At 41.8% G+C, this 17826-nt stretch carries 14 protein-coding genes, 3 pseudogenes and 1 other annotated feature; of the genes and pseudogenes, 5 read left to right on the plus strand and 12 right to left on the minus strand.

Annotation, left to right across the window (positions count from 1 at the left end; translation table 11 throughout):
• Positions 1-6: 6 nt before the first annotated feature.
• From hisG to seqA, 10 genes and pseudogenes are all read right to left on the minus strand, one after another.
• Complete coding sequence (hisG, locus tag CFY87_RS01650; protein WP_094945563.1) at positions 7-906, minus strand: ATP phosphoribosyltransferase; 900 nt, start codon at positions 904-906, stop codon at positions 7-9.
• 30 nt (positions 907-936) lie between these two features.
• Positions 937-1067: a sequence feature (His leader region), on the minus strand.
• 101 nt (positions 1068-1168) lie between these two features.
• Positions 1169-3258 (minus strand): annotated as a pseudogene (gene dnaX, locus CFY87_RS01655) (DNA polymerase III subunit gamma/tau).
• A gap of 25 nt (positions 3259-3283) precedes the next feature.
• Entirely contained in the window at positions 3284-3826 is a 543-nt protein-coding gene (gene apt / locus CFY87_RS01660; protein ID WP_094945564.1) for an adenine phosphoribosyltransferase, read from the minus strand.
• Positions 3827-3908: 82 nt separating this feature from the next.
• On the minus strand, positions 3909-4865 hold the full coding sequence (gene lpxM / locus CFY87_RS01665; RefSeq protein ID WP_094945565.1) for a lauroyl-Kdo(2)-lipid IV(A) myristoyltransferase: 957 nt from the start codon (positions 4863-4865) through the stop codon (positions 3909-3911).
• Positions 4866-4877: 12 nt separating this feature from the next.
• Positions 4878-5642, minus strand: coding sequence for a TSUP family transporter (locus CFY87_RS01670; protein WP_094945566.1), 765 nt, complete (start codon positions 5640-5642; stop codon positions 4878-4880).
• A gap of 10 nt (positions 5643-5652) precedes the next feature.
• Positions 5653-6465, minus strand: a complete 813-nt coding sequence (gene mepA / locus CFY87_RS01675; protein ID WP_094945567.1) for a penicillin-insensitive murein endopeptidase — start codon at positions 6463-6465, stop codon at positions 5653-5655.
• Positions 6466-6517: 52 nt separating this feature from the next.
• Positions 6518-7600, minus strand: a complete 1083-nt coding sequence (aroC, locus tag CFY87_RS01680) for a chorismate synthase (RefSeq protein ID WP_094945568.1) — start codon at positions 7598-7600, stop codon at positions 6518-6520.
• A gap of 13 nt (positions 7601-7613) precedes the next feature.
• Positions 7614-10904 (minus strand): mechanosensitive channel MscK, encoded by a 3291-nt coding sequence (mscK, locus tag CFY87_RS01685; protein ID WP_094945569.1) that lies wholly within the window; start codon positions 10902-10904, stop codon positions 7614-7616.
• 1 nt (position 10905) lies between these two features.
• Positions 10906-12315, minus strand: coding sequence for an o-succinylbenzoate--CoA ligase (gene menE / locus CFY87_RS01690; protein ID WP_094945570.1), 1410 nt, complete (start codon positions 12313-12315; stop codon positions 10906-10908).
• An 8-nt stretch (positions 12316-12323) separates the two neighbouring features.
• Entirely contained in the window at positions 12324-12965 is a 642-nt protein-coding gene (seqA, locus tag CFY87_RS01695) for a replication initiation negative regulator SeqA (protein ID WP_094945571.1), read from the minus strand.
• Between the two features lie 80 nt (positions 12966-13045).
• Between seqA and CFY87_RS01700 the strand changes: the two genes are divergently transcribed.
• The 4 genes from CFY87_RS01700 to fur all read left to right on the plus strand — a co-directional run bounded on the left by CFY87_RS01700 (position 13046) and on the right by fur (position 15222).
• Complete coding sequence (locus tag CFY87_RS01700; protein ID WP_094945572.1) at positions 13046-13825, plus strand: alpha/beta fold hydrolase; 780 nt, start codon at positions 13046-13048, stop codon at positions 13823-13825.
• A 122-nt stretch (positions 13826-13947) separates the two neighbouring features.
• Positions 13948-14235, plus strand: a complete 288-nt coding sequence (ybfE, locus tag CFY87_RS01705) for a LexA regulated protein (protein ID WP_094945573.1) — start codon at positions 13948-13950, stop codon at positions 14233-14235.
• Between the two features lie 3 nt (positions 14236-14238).
• The gene (fldA, locus tag CFY87_RS01710) at positions 14239-14763 is read left to right on the plus strand and encodes a flavodoxin FldA (RefSeq protein WP_094945574.1); all 525 of its coding nucleotides are present in this window, start codon (positions 14239-14241) and stop codon (positions 14761-14763) included.
• A 21-nt stretch (positions 14764-14784) separates the two neighbouring features.
• Positions 14785-15222 carry a ferric iron uptake transcriptional regulator gene (gene fur / locus CFY87_RS01715; protein WP_094945575.1) on the plus strand — a complete coding sequence of 146 codons (438 nt, stop codon included), beginning with the start codon at positions 14785-14787 and terminating at the stop codon, positions 15220-15222.
• Between the two features lie 17 nt (positions 15223-15239).
• Here fur and CFY87_RS01720 read toward each other — a convergent pair.
• A pseudogene (locus tag CFY87_RS01720) lies at positions 15240-15891 on the minus strand (IS1595 family transposase).
• Between the two features lie 477 nt (positions 15892-16368).
• Here CFY87_RS01720 and CFY87_RS12615 point away from each other — a divergent pair.
• Positions 16369-16506, plus strand: a pseudogene (locus CFY87_RS12615) (IS3 family transposase); the annotation flags it as partial.
• 17 nt (positions 16507-16523) lie between these two features.
• Here CFY87_RS12615 and fabB read toward each other — a convergent pair.
• Positions 16524-17741: a beta-ketoacyl-ACP synthase I gene (gene fabB / locus CFY87_RS01735; protein ID WP_094945577.1), complete on the minus strand. Its 1218-nt coding sequence runs from the start codon at positions 17739-17741 to the stop codon at positions 16524-16526.
• Positions 17742-17826: the final 85 nt, after the last annotated feature.

A 17826-nucleotide genomic window follows, 5' to 3' on the forward strand; every position in this document is an offset into this window, starting at 1 on the left:
TTTCCTTTATTCCATCATTTTCTCAATTGGCAACACTAAAATCGAGCTGGCGCCGGCTTCTTTCAATTTTTCCATGGTTTCCCAGAACAGATTTTCTTGGCTCACCACATGCATTGCGACTTTGCTGCCATCATGTGCCAACGGTAAAATGGTTGGATTTTCTACGCCCGGTAAAAGTGCGGTGATTTCTTCTAATTTTTCTTTTGGTGCGTGCAACATAATATATTTTGATTCGGCAGCTTGTTGCACACCTTGGATACGCGTCAATAATTTATCGATAAGCGCCTGTTTTTCATCAGAAAGGGCAGCTGCACGTTGAATTAAACAAGCTTTAGATTGATAAATCACTTCCACTTCTTTCAATCCGTTAGCTTCTAATGTAGCGCCGGATGACACTAAATCGCAAATGGCACCGGCAAGTCCCGCCGTCGGCGCAACTTCAACGGAACCCGTGAGCAAACAATTTTTGAAAGGAACGCCCTCTTCTTGCATATAGCGTTTAAGTAGGTGAGGATAAGAGGTAGCAATGCGGGCGTCGGCTAAATCTTGAACCCCGTTGTATTGCATATCGCGAGGAACTGCAATGGAAAGGCGACAACCACCAAACTCCAGACGTTTCAACATTTTATATTGCACATTTTCCCCGCCGGACAAACGTCCAAGTTCTTCTTCCTCCAAAATGTTTTCGCCGATAATCCCAAGATCCACCACGCCATCAAAAACCAACCCCGGAATATCATCATCACGTACGCGAAGAATATCAATGGGCATATTTTCGGAATAAGCAATGAGGCGCTGTTCATTCCAATTAATTTTTACCCCGCATTGTTTTAATAATTCCTGGGACTCTTTACTCAAGCGACCTGATTTTTGCATGGCAATACGTAATCTGCTGTTGTTTGACATAATGTTTTCCTGTTTATTGAAATTAAAAGCATAAAAAACCCCTCAGAACGTGCTTCCGAGGGGTTGTGAATATTGGATGTTATTTCATTTGTTCTCGGAAGTTTCATCTTCCGACCACACCGAAATGCCCGAAAGATATTCAGGAAATATGGTGATGATGGTGCACACGAACAAAAAACATAAACTTCTCCAAAAACTCAAGTGTTTTTAAACTACCTTAAAAAATAGAAAAACGCAAATACTTTTTTGCTATTTTTTCATGTTAAACCGGACGAATACTCTCTAAATCCAGAGCTCCGTCAAACTCACGTTGTAATAGCAAAATTTGCGGATCTATTTGCAGCTCTTGCTTCGCTTGTTCATAAAATTGTTGATACACTTTATGACGATAAGCTGCCGGTGTCATTTTGTCCTCTTGCCTATCGCTGACCAACTGAATCTCCAGCCGAAGCGGTTTTTGATAAAATTCGCTGATAATTTCTTGTAATTGCTGCGTATTTTTTTCTTTGGACAAATGGGATTTTTTTTCAACCAATCCAAGAACCAGTGTATCTTCTGTTTGTCGCAAAATAAAACTATGCAACGCCATTTCTTTCAACAAGCCCGAAATTCCGATTTTTTCAATCAAATTTGTCCATTCATCCAGCTGACAAGCAGTATCAATAATGCGTTGTTGCAACGCTGCGGTCATATTTTGCAAAATCGCCTGCTTAATTTCTGACGGGCGAATAGCTTGTGCCTCTTCCGCCATTTCCGGATTTATCCATTCCCAACGGTAGGTTTCCGCCGATAGCATTTCTTCAGTATCCGAATTATCGGCGTTATCAATAGGATCTTCATTTTCCGCCTCATCAGGCGATATCTTAGCATTGGCAACAGAAGATGATGCGGATAAGGTTTTTTCCGCTTTTGTCGGCGGCATATCTACTACAGAAAGTGCGGTCAAATTTTCAGTTTTTTGCTCTTGGCTATTTTGCGGTGTATTTAACCCGCTAGAGTTTTTTTTTCTAACTCATCCGAGGTCAATATCGTCGGTTTTTCCAGCCGGTTTAACGCCTCTAACACATCAAGAGTAGTCGCGGATAGTGCCGCGCTTGAATGAGGCGGTGCCGACGGTTTTTTCGCCGGAGTACTAGCCGGTGTCGGCGTCAATTTCGGCTGATATGTAGCTTTTATGGTTTGAGAAACAACCGGCACTTCAAAAATTTGCGAATTTTTGAGTGTACTTTGTGTCGCCACATGGCTTGTATCCGTTACAGCCGGCGCGGTTTCGGCAAGCAATTTGGGATGAAACGCCAACGCCCGCAATAACACCATTTCCACGCCCATTTGACGATTGGGTGCCAACGCTACTTCTTGGCGTCCGTTGAGGATAATTTGATAATAAAATTGCAAATCTTGCGGCGCAATATGTTTGGCAAGAAAACCTAAAGGCTGCTGTTCGTCAATATTACTCGGCAATAATTGCAGCATGGCAATGTGATATAAATTTTCGGCAACCGCCGCCAATAATCTATCCCAATCCGCACCACGCTCACCCGCTTGTCGTACCGCTTTCATCAAGGCTTCGCCATTGCCCGCCTGCAACGCATATAAAATCTCAATCGGTTGATTATCATCCAATAATCCCAACATCTGATTGACAACCTCTTTGCTCACTCGACCATTTCCCATGGCAATGGCTTGATCGGTTAAACTAAGGCTGTCGCGCAAACTTCCCTCTGCCGCTTTGGCTAATTTCTCCACTGCCAACTCGTCAAAAGCAATATTTTCTTGCGTTAAAATATGCGCTAAATGTTGAGCAATTTGCGTCTGTTCCAGCGCTTTTAGATGAAATTGCATACAGCGGGATAAAATGGTTACTGGCAATTTTTGCGGATCAGTAGTCGCCAGCAAAAATTTGACATATTCCGGCGGTTCTTCCAAGGTTTTCAACAAGGCATTGAAAGAATGCCGCGACAGCATATGCACTTCGTCGATCAAGTAGACTTTATATCGCCCCTGCGCCGGTTTATATTGCACATTATCCAGCAATTCCCGCGTATCTTCCACTTTGGTACGAGACGCCGCGTCAATCTCGATCAGATCAATAAATCTTCCTTCTTCAATGGCTTTACAATGTACACAAACGCCACAAGGTTCAGCACTGACGCCTTGCTCACAATTCAATCCTTTAGCAAAAAGGCGAGCAATAGAGGTTTTGCCCACGCCACGAGTACCGGAAAACAAATAAGCATGGTGCAAGCGATTTTCACGCAAGCTATTAGCAAGCGCGGTCAGCACGGGAGCTTGTCCGACAACTTCCGCAAAGGTTTTTGGCCGCCATTTTCTTGCTAATACTTGATAACTCATGTTTTCCCTTTGAATAAAAAATTAATTAATGACCGGCAAAATCTACCAACGTAAAGGGTTCTACGCCTAATTGATGTAAACGCGCTTCGCCGCCAAGATCCGGTAAATTAATCACAAATGCGGCGTGTTTGACGTGCCCTTGCAAGCGTTCAACTAATTTAACTGTTGCTTCCACCGTTCCGCCAGTTGCTAATAAATCGTCAATAATCAATACGTTATCGCCGGCTTGAATAGAATCCACATGGATTTCCAAGGTATCTTGTCCGTATTCTAATTGGTAAGATTGTGCAATGGTTTCGCGTGGTAATTTACCCGGTTTACGCACCAATACAAAAGGCACCCCTAGAGCCAAGGCAACCGGCGCACCAAAAATAAATCCGCGACTTTCGGTACCGATTACTTTACTAATCCGTTTATCTTGAAATTGCGCCACAATCAGATCAACAGTTGTTTTAAAAGCGATCGGCACTTCCGTTAAACCGGTAATATCGCGAAAAATAATCCCCTCTTTAGGGTGATTTGGAATAGATTTAATAGAAGATTTAATAAGATCTAATGGATTATTCATTTTTCTACCTAAAAAGTGCGGTCAAAATTTTAATATTTTGACCAAAATCAAACGCTATGCATCTTATCACAAATCGCAGAAATTAACGATAAATATCCTCACCGTCTTTACGCGTTTTCAGCAAACGCAAAATCCATACATATTGCTCCGGATAAGGTGTTACAAAATGTTCAATTTCAGCATTCATCGCACGTGCCGATTGCTCAGAATCCTCGCTTAATTCCATTATTGGATGAATTTCCATTTCGTATCGACCACGCCCGGCATGATAGCGCGGAAACATAGGGATCACTACCGATTTAGATAACTTTGCCATTTTATTTAATCCCGGCAAAGTAGCTTTGTACGTGGCAAAAAAATCACTATAAACACTTAATTCCGAACCATAATCTTCATCCGGCAAATAATAGCCTATTTCGCCCTGACGTACTGCGCTTAAAAAAGGTTTGATACCATTTTGGCGCGCGTGCATTTTACCGCCAAAACGTTGACGAGTGATTGTCCACAACCAATCCACGAGTGGATTGCGATGCGGATTATACATTGAGGTCATCGGCATTCCGTAGGAATGCAAGATAATGCCTGATGCATCAATCGCCCAACCGTGCGGTACCATTAAAATAATATTATATCCCGCCGCCTTCGCTTGTTGAATATGTTCAATCCCGATAAAGCGACTGCGCGCTTGTAAATGTTGCTTGGAACGCAAGGCAATTTCGCCAATGCCCAACATCACTTGGGTGACCGTGACGAACATTTTATCAATAATCTTTTCCCGCTCCGCATCAGATAAATAGGGAAAACAATAGCGCAAATTGACATTCGCTCGATAGCGCTGTCTTTTTGCTTTACGCCCGATAATCACGCCTAATTTTTCCGCCAATTTATCGCGCCAACGGAAAGGCACAAACGCCAATATCCCCAGTAAAAAAATACCGCACCAAACGCCCCAATATTTCGGTAACAAATACGACCAAGACCAATGCGCGTCGTATCCTACGCGCGCGGTTAAACGTAGATTTTCATTTTGTTTACTCATTATTACCTACTGTTAACTAAACCAACCTTGTTCATACGCCATTTTCGCGGTCATCATAAAGGACATCATCACTACCGTCGGTCTAATCAATGTTTTTCCTTTGGTTAAGACCATTTTTGCCCCTAAATTTCCGCCAATAAATTGTCCAACCATCATCACCAAGCCCACCGACCAAATCACTTTGCCGCCGATTAAAAAGAACATCAGCGAGGCAATGTTAGAGGTAAAATTTAGGACTTTGGCATGAGCTGTGGCTTTTGCTAAATTAAAGCCTAATAAGGTCACAAACGCCAAACTAAACATTGACCCCGTTCCGGGACCGAAAAAACCGTCATAAAACCCAATACCAAAGCCGGCAGTAAACGCAAAAACACCGTAAGAAACGCGTTTTTGTCGATCTTCTTCCCCTAATGATGGCGTGAGTAAAAAATATAAACCGATAGCTAAAACCAAAAATGGAATGGCGCGTTTAATCAACGAGCTATCAACCAATTGAATTAAAATCGTCCCCAGTACCGCGCCAATAAAGGTCATCAAAATCAGCAGCCAAACCTCCTTTAAGTTGACCGCTTTTTGGCGCAAAAAATAAATACTGGCTGAAAATGATCCGCCGCAAGCCTGCAATTTGTTGGTTCCCAATGCCATTGCCGGCGGTAACCCTGTCATTAATAATGCCGGAATAGTAATTAAACCACCGCCACCGGCTATCGCATCAATAAATCCGGCAACCAACGCTACCACAAATAAAATCGCCAAAATTTGCAGGCCGAGTTCCATTATTTCTCTCCTATTCTAACCACTCGCTACGATTGGGTGCATCCATCACTTGTTGACATAAAGCCGGCTCCGGCGGAACAACTTTTGGCTTAGAAACCGAGGGCGTCGGTTTTGCCGGTTCAAACCAAGAATACAACTCTGCACCACAGCCTTCTCCAGCCGGAATTGGCGCTTGGTTTTCACAATACGCCGCTCCTTGTGGGCAAGTTAAACGCACATGAAAATGGGAGTCATGCCCAAACCAAGGACGGATTTTATGCAACCAACTGCGATCGCCTTTTACGGTTTGACATAATTTAAGTTTAATCGCCGGATTAACAAAAATCCTGTTTACTTGCGGATCTTCCGCCGCCAAACGAATAAGTTCTACATGATTGGTCGACCAAAGGCGATCATCTACTCGCTGCGCTTTACGATTGACGACCAATAATCCCATACCTGACGGATCTTGCGCCTCTTTTGCCGACAAACGTCCCATACGTAGCCAAATATCCGCGTCTAATCCCATTTGATGGCTCGCATGTCCCGTAAGAAAACGTCCACCACCCGGCATCGCGATATCGCCAATCAACATGGTCGGCAATCCGGCTTGACTGACTTTTTTGCCTAAACGCTGTAAATAATGGATCATATCCGGGTGACCGTAATATCGATTTTTACCGGTACGAATAGCTTGATAACCCTCGCCTTCAAACGGCAAGGCCTGTGCGCCAATAATACAACCATTGCTATAAGAACCGATCGGCATTGGGTCACCCGGAATAGGACGTTTAACACGTTGCCAATACTCCGAGTTTGCAAAAGATACTGAGCTCAAAACAATAAAAAAATAACCGCACTTAAAGCAATTCTAAAATAATTAAACATAAATTCCACTATTTGCACTGTGCTTTAAAACGTAACAAATGATCCAGCAATACAATGGCTACCATTGCTTCTGCAATCGGCACCGCACGAATACCTACGCAAGGATCGTGGCGACCTTTAGTCACCACTTCCACCGGTTGATTATCCAAATTCACCGATTGCCCCGGAATAGTAATGCTGGAGGTCGGTTTTAACGCAATGGTGGCAATAATCGGTTGACCGGAACTTATTCCGCCTAAAATACCGCCTGCATGATTGGAACAAAATCCTTCCGGCGTCATTTCATCACGATGTTCAGTCCCTTTTTGTGTCACCACAGCAAACCCGTCGCCAATCTCCACCGCTTTCACCGCATTAATGCTCATCAGCGCGTGCGCCAAATCCGCATCCAAACGATCAAATACCGGTTCTCCCAACCCAACCGGCACATTCTCTGCCACTACGGTGAGTTTCGCGCCGATAGAATTGCCCTCTTTTTTCAACTCGCGAATCAATTCATCAAATTTTTCCACCGCACTTTGATCCGGACTAAAAAACGGGTTACTGTTCACTTGCTGCCAATCAATTTGAGCAACATCCGCCACTGTTGCCGGATCTATTTGTACTTGCCCGATTTGTGACAAATAGCCACGCACTTTAATACCGAAATGTTCACGCAGGTATTTTTTGGCAATCGCTCCCGCCGCTACACGCATTGCCGTTTCACGCGCGGAAGAACGACCGCCGCCACGATAATCACGCAATCCATATTTCTGCTGATAGGTATAATCTGCATGTCCCGGGCGAAAACGATCTTTGATTTCACTATAATCTTGCGAACGCTGATCGGCATTTTTGATGATCATACCAATACCGGTTCCCGTCGTTTTGCCCTCAAAAATACCGGATAAAATCTGTACTTCATCATCTTCACGACGCGGTGTGGTATAACGCGAGCTTCCCGGTTTACGACGATCAAGATCCGGTTGAATGTCCTGTTCGCTTAACGCTAACCCCGGCGGTATACCATCAACAATACAACCTAATGCAATCCCGTGCGACTCGCCAAAGGTGGTCACACGAAAAAGTTGACCAATACTATTTCCTGCCATTTATTTCACTTCCTTAATTTAATTTTTCAGAATTCACTTTAATTTCTTCATTAGTGGCTTGATTTTTAATAAACACATCAAGCTGGTTAAACGCAATTTCAATATTATGTTCAGCGAATAATTGATTAATTCGTCTATTTAAGAAATCAATTGTTACCGTACGATCACCTAATTTGCCCACATAAACTCGCAATTCATGATCCAATGTGCTGGCACCGAATGATAAAAAATATGCCGTCGGTTCAGGATCCTTAAGAACCCGCTCACTTTCATTTGCTGCCTGTAATAGTAAATATTTAACTAAATCTACATCAGAGCCGTAAGCTACACCGATAGAGATAACAACCCTTGTCATTGAATCGGCTAATGCCCAATTCACCAGACGTTCTGTTACAAATGCTTTATTCGGCACAATCACTTCTTTGTTATCAGAGTCAATCAGCGTAGTAGAACGAATACGAATTTTCGATACGGTTCCGGAATAGTTGCCGATAGTTACCATATCGCCAATACGTACCGGTCTTTCAAATAAAATAATAATACCGGAAACGAAGTTCGCAAAAATTTCTTGTAAACCGAAACCTAAACCGACAGACAAGGCGGCGAATAACCATTGTAATTTTGACCACGACATTCCAAGTGTTGAAAACGCAACCGCCGCGCCAATGGCGATAATAAAATAGGTCAATAAGGTTGTGATGGTATAAGGCGTACCTTGCGAGAAGTTAACACGTGAGAAGATTAAAACTTCCAATAAACCAGCAATATTACGCACTATGGCATAGGTGCCCAATAAAATCACGATTGCCAGTAACAAGTTCAATAACGTGATCGACTCCATCACCACGCCGGCGTCGGTAGTCACGGTTTGTTGCCATAAAGTTACACCTTGTAAATAAAAGGCAACCGTGATCAAATCTGCCCAAACCCAAGAAAATAGTCCAATCAACAAGCACCATAAAAAGAGATCGACCATGCGCAAGACTTGGCTTTTAACCGAGGCAATGGTTAATTCATCTTGTTGTAAATCAATTGTAATCTCATTGTCCGTATCTTGGTTGCTATTATTTTTCATTTGCTCACGTTTTTCTTTTAAACGTCGATAGGCTAGACGTCTGGAAGATACGCTAAATCCACGATAAATGATATCTCTAAATACCAACCACACGACAAAGACAAAGTAAGATGACATCAAATGATCCATCAAATTAAGCGCAGTATAATAATATCCCATCAGAATTAAGCTAATTAACGCCATTGGTGCCAGCACTAATGATATATGAGTAAATTTATACAACCACCCGACTTTTTGTTGATTATCTTGGTAGGCTTGTACAGCATAGCGCAAACGAGGACCAACGATAAATAAGGACACAATCAATACGGAAATGGTCATCACTTGTCCAATCACATCATTGGTAATCCCTGAATCTAAATAAGTAAACATCCCTGCATTCAGCCACAATGCTGAAATCCAGACCGAGCGTTTTAACACGCTACGGAAAATTTCCACGTTCTGTTGCGGCATATTAAAGTGACGATGAGATAATCCATTCGGTCGGAGCATTGCCAACATGAAGGCGAAAAACAACCAATACCCCGCCATCTCCAAGCTCCACCACCAATATTTCGCCGGCGTTTCAAAGCAGATAAAGGTGATAAAAATCAAAGCAGATAAAAATACCAAGGTACTTGGTAAACAAAGAATAATTGTCCAAAATACCGCCTCCGGCGTGTACCATTGGCTATCTGAAGTCAACGTGCCGACTTTACCGTTAATTTCACTTAAACGTCGTTTGATATTAGGTTTACGCCAAACAATCAATCCCGCAACCAGCAACAATATCGTGATCAAGGCTGTTGCCGGTACTAAATTCTCCCGCCAATTGGTAAAATTAATTTGTGCGCTAATTTCTTTAAGCTCAAAACTCACATTGGTCAAAAAGTTTTTTACCCAATCCATATCAATCGGCACATTACTTTTTACCCAAAAACTTTGTTGTTGCAATTTGCTTTGCAAACTGTCACTGATCGCGGTGACCTGTTGCTGGTTAAGCTCAATATTGATCGCTAAATTTAATTGATTATTTAGCGAAGTAATAGTATCGGATACGAGTTTGCGGCGATCTTGCAAGATCGTACCTAACTGCATTTTTTCATTTGCCGAAAAACTGATGGCATTTTTTTTCTCTAAATCACTAATATAAGCGGAAGTATCGTAAAGTTGATCACGCAATTCCGTCAGATCAAAAATACGTACGCGCAAATCGGTAATTTGCTTGGAAAGTCCACTAATAAATTGATCTTGCGGTAATAATTGCTTCTGTTTATTGATTATTTTGGATAATACCAAGGTACCTTGCAGCGCACTAATTTGCTCATTAATATTGCGCTCGGTTTGTTGCAAATTATCTAATACGTTTTTAACACGCAAATTATCTTGTGAAAGTGCATTAAGTTGCGTCGTTTGCTTCACCAAATCTTGGCTAATCATTAAATTAATGTGCGATTGCTCGCTCAAAATTGGATTATCTGCTTCGCTGTTCGATTGCGATTGGCTCAATTTTTCTACTTGCTGTTGCGTTTCTTGCAAGTTTTTTTCATTGATTGTCTCTTGAAGTGCAGTCAATTTTTTTTGTAATTGTTGCTGACGCAAGGTTTTATCTTCCGTTTGCAACGAATACAACGAAATTAAATCGTTATTTCCTTTTAATAAGGTTTGATTATAACTATTTTGCAACTCCAGCAACGCCAACTCGGTTTCCAATTTGGTTTTAGTCGTTGCACTGATGGTCGTATCAAACAATAATTTATCGATTTCCTGTCCGCGCGCCAAATTAGTACTTAATGCATTTTTTGCCCGTTCCGGCGATGAACGAAGATTGACTAATTGTGCATTGATAAAAGTCAATTCCGTCTGAACCTGTTGCAAACTTTGCTGTGTCTGTGCTAATTGCGATTGTAGTTCCGATAAGGATAAATGCCCGAAGTTTAGCGTCGTCTGTTCTCCTGTATCTTTCAACTTATCCAACGCCTGCTGTTCTTTCACAATCCCTTTAGCCGCATTGCCGATTTCCGCTTCTAACGCGTTATTACTTTCTTTTTGGGTTGCAATTTTAGATAACAACACCAAAGTATCTTCTAAATTTTGTATATCGGCTTTTTTGCTTTCATCCGCTTTTGCCGCATCCAATTGCGTTTGTAAATCTTTTTCCGTCGGCAATTTCGCCCAGCCCGCCTGGCTAAAGGCAACAACCAAACCGATAATCAAAAGCAATCGAGTTAGCACAGAAATTCTTCGCATCTTACTTTCCTAATAATTTGTGTAATTCATTTTTTAATAAATGACGGGAAATTTTAATTCCTTGCTGACTATTTTCAACATTTAATGGAAAATATTTCACCGGCTGTTTAAACCGCTCTAATCGACCAGATAACCAATCTGTTAAATTTTTAACCGCACTTTGCGAGAAACTCTCCTTAAATTTTATCATTGCCGCCGGACGTTGCCCAAATTCTGCATCATCTATCGGCAAAACAAAAACCTGTTCAATATTCTCATGAGCTAAAATCACTTGTTCAACTTCTTCCGGCTGGATATTTTCGCCGCCGGAAATAAACATATTATCCATCCGCCCCAATACCAGCAATTCATTGTCTTGCCAACAGCCTTTATCTTTGGTGGCAAACCAGCCTTGCTCATTTAGCAAAGAAACCACATTACCTTGCTGCCAATAGCCTAGCGCTAATCCCGCGCCACGCAACCAAATTTCATCATTAACGATTTTCCACTCCCGTCCTAATAACGGTTGCCCGACGCCTTGGCGTAAATCACCGGCTTTGGCAAAAACAGTGGACGCCATTTCCGTCATCCCATAACCGGAATAACTTTTAATCTTCAATGGAATTAAGGCTTGCGTCAATTTAAGGGGAATGTTAGTTCCGCCTAACAAAATATGTTGAGTTTTAAACCGGTTAATTTGCTGTGCTTGCAAATAATGTAAAAAACGCTGCAACTGGGTCGGCACTAAAGAAATATGCGAGGCTTGCGTAACTGAATAATAAAAATCGCTTTGCGGTAAATGCAACTGTGCGCCTGCGGTTAACCAGCGCCATACAATACCTTGACCGGAAACATGATACAACGGGAGAGAAAGTAACCAAGAATTTTCCGCTGAAAATTGCATTAATTGACACACCCCACGCGCATTATCCAAATGTGCCTGAACCGAATGCACCACCGCTTTTGGCGTACCCGTAGAACCGGAGGTAAGCGTCATGGTTGCCGGTCGCGTTTGATCCCAAGCGGCAAAAAGATCTGCCGAAACGGATTTATCACCTAAATCCACGGAAAGTGCGGTCAAACTTTGTGAAGTTTTATCTCGTTGATTGTCAAGTTGCGACGCATAATAAAATTGAATTTGATAAAGTTGGCATAACCGCTGCATTTTCTCCACAGGAAACGCAGGATTTACGCCCATCACTCGCGCGCCCAGTTGAATGGCGGCTAAATACAGTAACAAGGCAGGTAAGCTATTTTTACAGTACAACGCAACGCCTGATTGCGAAGAAACACCTTGTTGTTGGAGTGAAAAAGCAAGTTGATTGATATGAGCGGCGAGTTGTTGCCAAGTAACAGCGTTGCCTTGCTCATCACGCAAGGCAATTTTATGCTGCAAGGTTGGAGAACTTGCGTATTGTTGCCAAAGAAACATAGTTAGATCTAATTTGCAATAAAATAGCTTCGAATCTCTTCAATTAACTCATCCGGCAAATGCATGGATTGCATCGCGCCCTCCAACATCAACATTTTGCGCGCACTATTGGTGTTGGTGATCACCCAATATGGCGTATCCGGAATTTGTTTTGGTTTGGTGTGATTACCTGCCATTAATAATGTCCCTTCATCACGTGCAAAATAAACCCGCGTCCGCCCTTGGAGCGATTCTGTCGCTTGCGCAAAACTTTCCGGATTGGTGCGATACAATGCAGTCAAAATGGATAAAAAACGCACAACCGCTTTTGTTTCCTGCTGAAAATCTTCAGAACGAAGCACTTGGCGCACACGATCAACAATTTTCCGAATCGATTCATCAGATTGTTTTTTCACCGGTTTAATCGTCACCGACGCAATTTCCGGTGTGGCAGCTTTTTCATTGCTGACGGAATAAGGAATTATCGCAGGCTCAATTGGCGTTAATTCCACCGGCGTTTTCGCTGCCACCAATTTGTCGTCAATTTTGACCGCACTTTTGGACGAAAAATGGAGCAAACGTCTTAAAATATCAGAGGCACTTTCGCCAATAGATTGCGTTTGGCTGGCAATATATTGATAAAGTTCTTCATCCACTTCAATAATTTTCATTTTTTCTCTCCACTTACTTGATCTCTTTGGAATTTTGCAACATTATAACGATTTATGCACAAATTCTCTATGCAAAAATGATGTTACAACAAAATTTACTTAACTTCCAATTTCACCAATTAAAACAAGACAATATGAAGCCAACATTGGTTTTTATCCATGGTTTATTTGGCGATATGAACAATCTGGGTATTATTGCGCGGGCATTTTCAGAGCAATATTCAATTCTGCGCCTTGATTTACGTAATCACGGTCATAGTTTCCATAGTGATGAAATAAATTATGATCTGATGGCTCGGGATGTATTGCAAGTAATTACGCATTTGCAATTAGTAAAAGTCATTTTAATTGGGCATTCTATGGGCGGAAAAACTGCGATGCGTGCCGCCTCATTGCGCCCGGATTTGGTAGAGAAATTGGTGGTGATTGACATTGCGCCGGTGAATTACGGCAATCACGGGCATGATAGCGTGTTTAACGGCTTGTTTGCGGTAAAAGAAGCGCAAGTGAATACTCGCCAAGAGGCGAAACCGATTTTAGCGCAACATATTCGCGAAGAAAGTGTGCGACAATTTATGCTCAAATCCTTTGCCGCCGAGACGCCGCAACGATTTCGTTTTAATTTGACCGCACTTAAAGCCAATTATATGCACCTGATGGATTGGTCGCCTTGTTTTTTTGACAAACCAACGCTGTTTATCAAGGGTGGCTTGTCTGATTATATTTTGCCGGAATATACGCAAACCATTTTGGCACAATTTCCCAAAGCAACCTCATTTACCATCAATGGCAGCGGACATTGGATCCACGCTGATAAACCTGAATTAGTGATCAAAGCCATTACGCGTTTTCTGTCCTAATTCTTACTTGATTAATAGGGTTTAAATTGTGTCGGAATTATGCTATAGTTCGCCACAAAAAGAAGTTGTGGCTTATCATTCTCAATTAGCTCAACGTTAAAATAAACTCAAGTGAGTTGAAAATGGCAAAACAGGATGCAGATTGCATAACGTTGGATCTGTTTGCAAATACTCCTAAGGTGGGGCGTCCCAAAACCAGCCCACTGACCCGAGAGCAACAAATTCGAGTTAACAAGCGAAATCAACTGCGCCGAGATAAATCAAGCGGGTTGAAACGAATTGAATTAAAACTGCATTTGGAATTGGTGCAAAAATTAGAGGCGCAAGCGTCAAAACAAGGTACCAGCCGCGCAGAATTAATTGAAAATATCTTACAACATTATTTTTCGGTACAAGAAAATAGGAAATAACACATGGCTATTGTTGGTATATTTTACGGGAGTGACACAGGCAATACAGAAAACATTGCCAAAATGATTCAAAAACAATTAGGTTCCGACCTTGCTGATATTCGTGATATTGCGAAAAGCACCAAAGAAGATATCGAAGCCTATGATTTTTTAATGATCGGCATTCCAACTTGGTATTACGGTGAAGCCCAATGTGACTGGGACGATTTTTTCCCAACCTTGGAACAAATTGATTTTACTGATAAATTAGTGGCGATTTTTGGTTGTGGGGATCAAGAAGATTACGCTGAATACTTCTGTGATGCAATGGGAACGGTACGCAACATTATCGAACCGCATGGCGCAATTATCGTAGGACATTGGTCAACAGAAGGCTACCATTTTGAATCTTCGCAAGCATTAATTGATGATGATACTTTTGTTGGTTTATGTATCGACGAAGACCGCCAGCCGGAGTTGACTGCCGAACGCGTAGAAAAATGGGTAAAACAAGTTTACGATGAAATGTGCTTGGCAGAGTTAGCTTAAATTCAAATATAAGGGGCAATTATGTCTGAAGAAAATATCAAATTACTGAAAAAAGCAGGACTCAAAATTACAGAACCTCGCTTAACTATTTTGGCGTTGATGCAAGAAAATCAAGTTCAGCATTTTTCTGCAGAAGATATTTATAAGATGTTGCTTGAACGTGGCGAAGATATCGGTTTGGCAACGGTATATCGTGTGCTTAATCAATTTGATGAAGCCAATATATTAATTCGACATAACTTTGAAGGCAACAAATCCGTCTTTGAACTTGCTCCGGCAGAACACCATGATCATATTATCTGCATTGATTGTGGAAAAGTGTTTGAATTTAATGATGAAATTATCGAAAAACGCCAACGCGAAATCAGCGCCGAACATGGGATTAAACTCAAAACCCATAGCCTATATTTATACGGGAAATGCAGTGATCTCAAAAACTGCGATGAACATAAAAAATAAGGGGCTGTCCTAGATAACTAGCTTAAGCTCCCCTTAACCAATTGTTTTAAAAAGAAAACTTGAGATTTTAAGTCACTGTAATTAAAACGCCATTCGCATTCTTTCAAATACAGCTCAAAATGGGCTTTAGGAATGCCGTTAAATTTACGCAAATGGCGTTTTTGCTTGGCTCCAAAAATTCTCTATCCCGTTAATGTGATTTTGATTTTCGGCGAAGTAAGTACTGTGGTTGATGCGAAAATGATTAAATTCACTCACATCAAGCACATCATAGCTTCGATAAAAATCGGTGTAAACAATGCTGTCCGGTTTCACCTTTTCCCGAATAATCGGCAAAAGTGTGGCAGATTGCGTGTTCGGAATGACAACGGTATAAACCTTGCCGTCACGCTTTAAAAGCCCGAATACAGCAGTTTTACCGGCTGCACCACGACCTCGTTTACCTTTGCGGGTTCCGCCGAAATAGCTTTCGTCCGCTTCAATTTCGCCCTCAAACATTTCCAGATGAGGGCTATGTTGATAGATGAGCAATCGCAAACGGTGAAAGTAATAGGCTGCGGTGCTTTTGTTTACATTTACTAACTCGGCGGCTGTTCGAGCAGTTACACCTGCCACAAACAGTTCTATGAGTTTATGTTGTTTGTACTGACTTAGACGACTTTTTTTCATTGGGTTATCTTAACCTAAATGGGGGTTTTAGTCGTTATCTAGGACAGCCCCCAAAATAATATATAAGAAGCGTAAACCTGTAGAAGAACAAGCTCAATCTGACAGACTCCGTTTAAAACCACAGTGCCTGTCAGATTAATTTATGCTTAAATCCTTTTCCACTGAAATATGTTTTCCATCAGTAATATTGGTATCGGTGTTGAATCCCATCGAAAATGATACATTTTCCACTATATAGGAAAAATAATTGATATTTATTACTTTTGACTTTTGGTTGCTTTTTTATTTAAAAAATCCTTATAAACAAAATATTATGCCCTCCAGTTAAACCAATATGCGAGCGTAATTTATCTTTGAGTTCTTTAAATAAACCTTCAATTCGATTTGTTGTCTTTTCTATGCTCACTTCTGAACATTTCTCATAAGTAAAAATATATTCAAAGTGACGATTAACACTATTAGGCAATAGTATGTCGAAATATTCATTATTACAACAATGAGCGTATTCAAGTTAAATTGAAAGGACTAAGCCCTGTACAATACAGGGCTCGATTTAAATTAAAGCAGTCTAACTTTTTAGGAGCAGCTCAAAATGACCGCACTTTCTATACTTAAAAGACGAGGTTACCGATTTATTTATAACGTCTGAAAACCAACGCGGCGTTGGTACCGCCAAAGCCGAAGCTGTTTGACATAACGGTTTGTAAACCGGCGTTTTCTTTGGTTTCGGTGACAATGTTCATACCAACCGCAGCTTCATCCAAGGTTTCAATATTAATGCTTGGGGCGATAAAATCGTTTTGTAACATTAATAACGTATAAATCGCCTCATGGGCGCCGGCGGCACCTAATGAGTGACCGGTCATAGATTTCGTAGAAGAAATTGCCGGTACGTTGTCGCCAAAGACATTTTTGATGGCCCCTAATTCTTTCACATCGCCCACCGGCGTAGAAGTTCCATGTACGTTGATATAATCAATTGGTGTATCTACTGTTGACAAGGCTTGTTTCATGCAGCGCTCCGCCCCCTCGCCACTTGGTGCCACCATATCGTAACCATCAGAAGTGGCTCCATAACCGACGATTTCCGCATAAATTTTCGCACCGCGCGCAAGGGCGTGTTCCAATTCCTCCACCACTACAACAGCACCGCCACCGGCGATCACGAATCCATCTCGGTGAGCATCATAAGCCCGAGAAGCTTTAGTTGGCGTATCGTTATATTTAGTGGAAACCGCGCCCATAGCATCAAATTCAGCGGCACATTCCCAAGATAGCTCTTCCGCACCGCCGGCAAACACAATATCTTGTTTGCCTAATTGAATTAATTCAAGGGCATGTCCGATACAGTGTGCAGAAGTTGCACAAGCGGAGCTCATACTGTAATTAACACCACGAATTTTGTAAGGTGTTGCCAAACAGGCAGAAACACTGGATGCCATGGTTTTCGTTACCGCGTAAGGTCCAACCGCTTTCACACCGCGTGGACCGCGCACTGCATCACAAGCTACCAACTGATTATGCGCTGACCCCGTTCCGGCACCAATCACTAATCCAGTACGATCGTTGGAAACTTGATCCTCTGTTAAACCTGCATCTTCGATTGCTTCTTTCATTGAAAGATACGCATACGCCGCCGCATCCCCCATAAAACGATATACTTTGCGATCAATTAATTCGCTCGGCGTTAATTTGATGGTACCGGCGATATGGCTACGCATACCGACTTCGACAAACGCGGGAACCGCTTCAATACCTGATTTTCCCGCTTTTAATGAAGCTAATACTTCTTCTTTGTTATTACCAATACTGGAGATAACACCGAAACCGGTGATCACAGCTCTTTTCATAAATTATTCCTTTGCGTTAAATGTCAATACAACTGCTGGCTAACTTACTATGAATTGAAAATATTGCAAGTATTTCTTTGAAGGT

It is taken from the genome of Actinobacillus seminis, from assembly GCF_002263215.1.
Taxonomy (GTDB): Bacteria; Pseudomonadota; Gammaproteobacteria; order Enterobacterales; family Pasteurellaceae; genus Actinobacillus_B; species Actinobacillus_B seminis.

What these genes read in the sequence shown, in the direction of transcription:
- mscK (WP_094945569.1), bottom strand. Translation starts at nt 10,904, where the DNA reads ATGCGAAGAATTTCTGTGCTAACTCGATTGCTTTTGATTATCGGTTTG.
- ybfE (WP_094945573.1), top strand. Translation starts at nt 13,948, where the DNA reads ATGGCAAAACAGGATGCAGATTGCATAACGTTGGATCTGTTTGCAAAT.
- seqA (WP_094945571.1), bottom strand. Translation starts at nt 12,965, where the DNA reads ATGAAAATTATTGAAGTGGATGAAGAACTTTATCAATATATTGCCAGC.
- lpxM (WP_094945565.1), bottom strand. Translation starts at nt 4,865, where the DNA reads ATGAGTAAACAAAATGAAAATCTACGTTTAACCGCGCGCGTAGGATAC.
- menE (WP_094945570.1), bottom strand. Translation starts at nt 12,315, where the DNA reads ATGTTTCTTTGGCAACAATACGCAAGTTCTCCAACCTTGCAGCATAAA.
- fldA (WP_094945574.1), top strand. Translation starts at nt 14,239, where the DNA reads ATGGCTATTGTTGGTATATTTTACGGGAGTGACACAGGCAATACAGAA.
- CFY87_RS01700 (WP_094945572.1), top strand. Translation starts at nt 13,046, where the DNA reads ATGTTACAACAAAATTTACTTAACTTCCAATTTCACCAATTAAAACAA.
- CFY87_RS01670 (WP_094945566.1), bottom strand. Translation starts at nt 5,642, where the DNA reads ATGGAACTCGGCCTGCAAATTTTGGCGATTTTATTTGTGGTAGCGTTG.
- fur (WP_094945575.1), top strand. Translation starts at nt 14,785, where the DNA reads ATGTCTGAAGAAAATATCAAATTACTGAAAAAAGCAGGACTCAAAATT.
- apt (WP_094945564.1), bottom strand. Translation starts at nt 3,826, where the DNA reads ATGAATAATCCATTAGATCTTATTAAATCTTCTATTAAATCTATTCCA.
- hisG (WP_094945563.1), bottom strand. Translation starts at nt 906, where the DNA reads ATGTCAAACAACAGCAGATTACGTATTGCCATGCAAAAATCAGGTCGC.
- aroC (WP_094945568.1), bottom strand. Translation starts at nt 7,600, where the DNA reads ATGGCAGGAAATAGTATTGGTCAACTTTTTCGTGTGACCACCTTTGGC.
- fabB (WP_094945577.1), bottom strand. Translation starts at nt 17,741, where the DNA reads ATGAAAAGAGCTGTGATCACCGGTTTCGGTGTTATCTCCAGTATTGGT.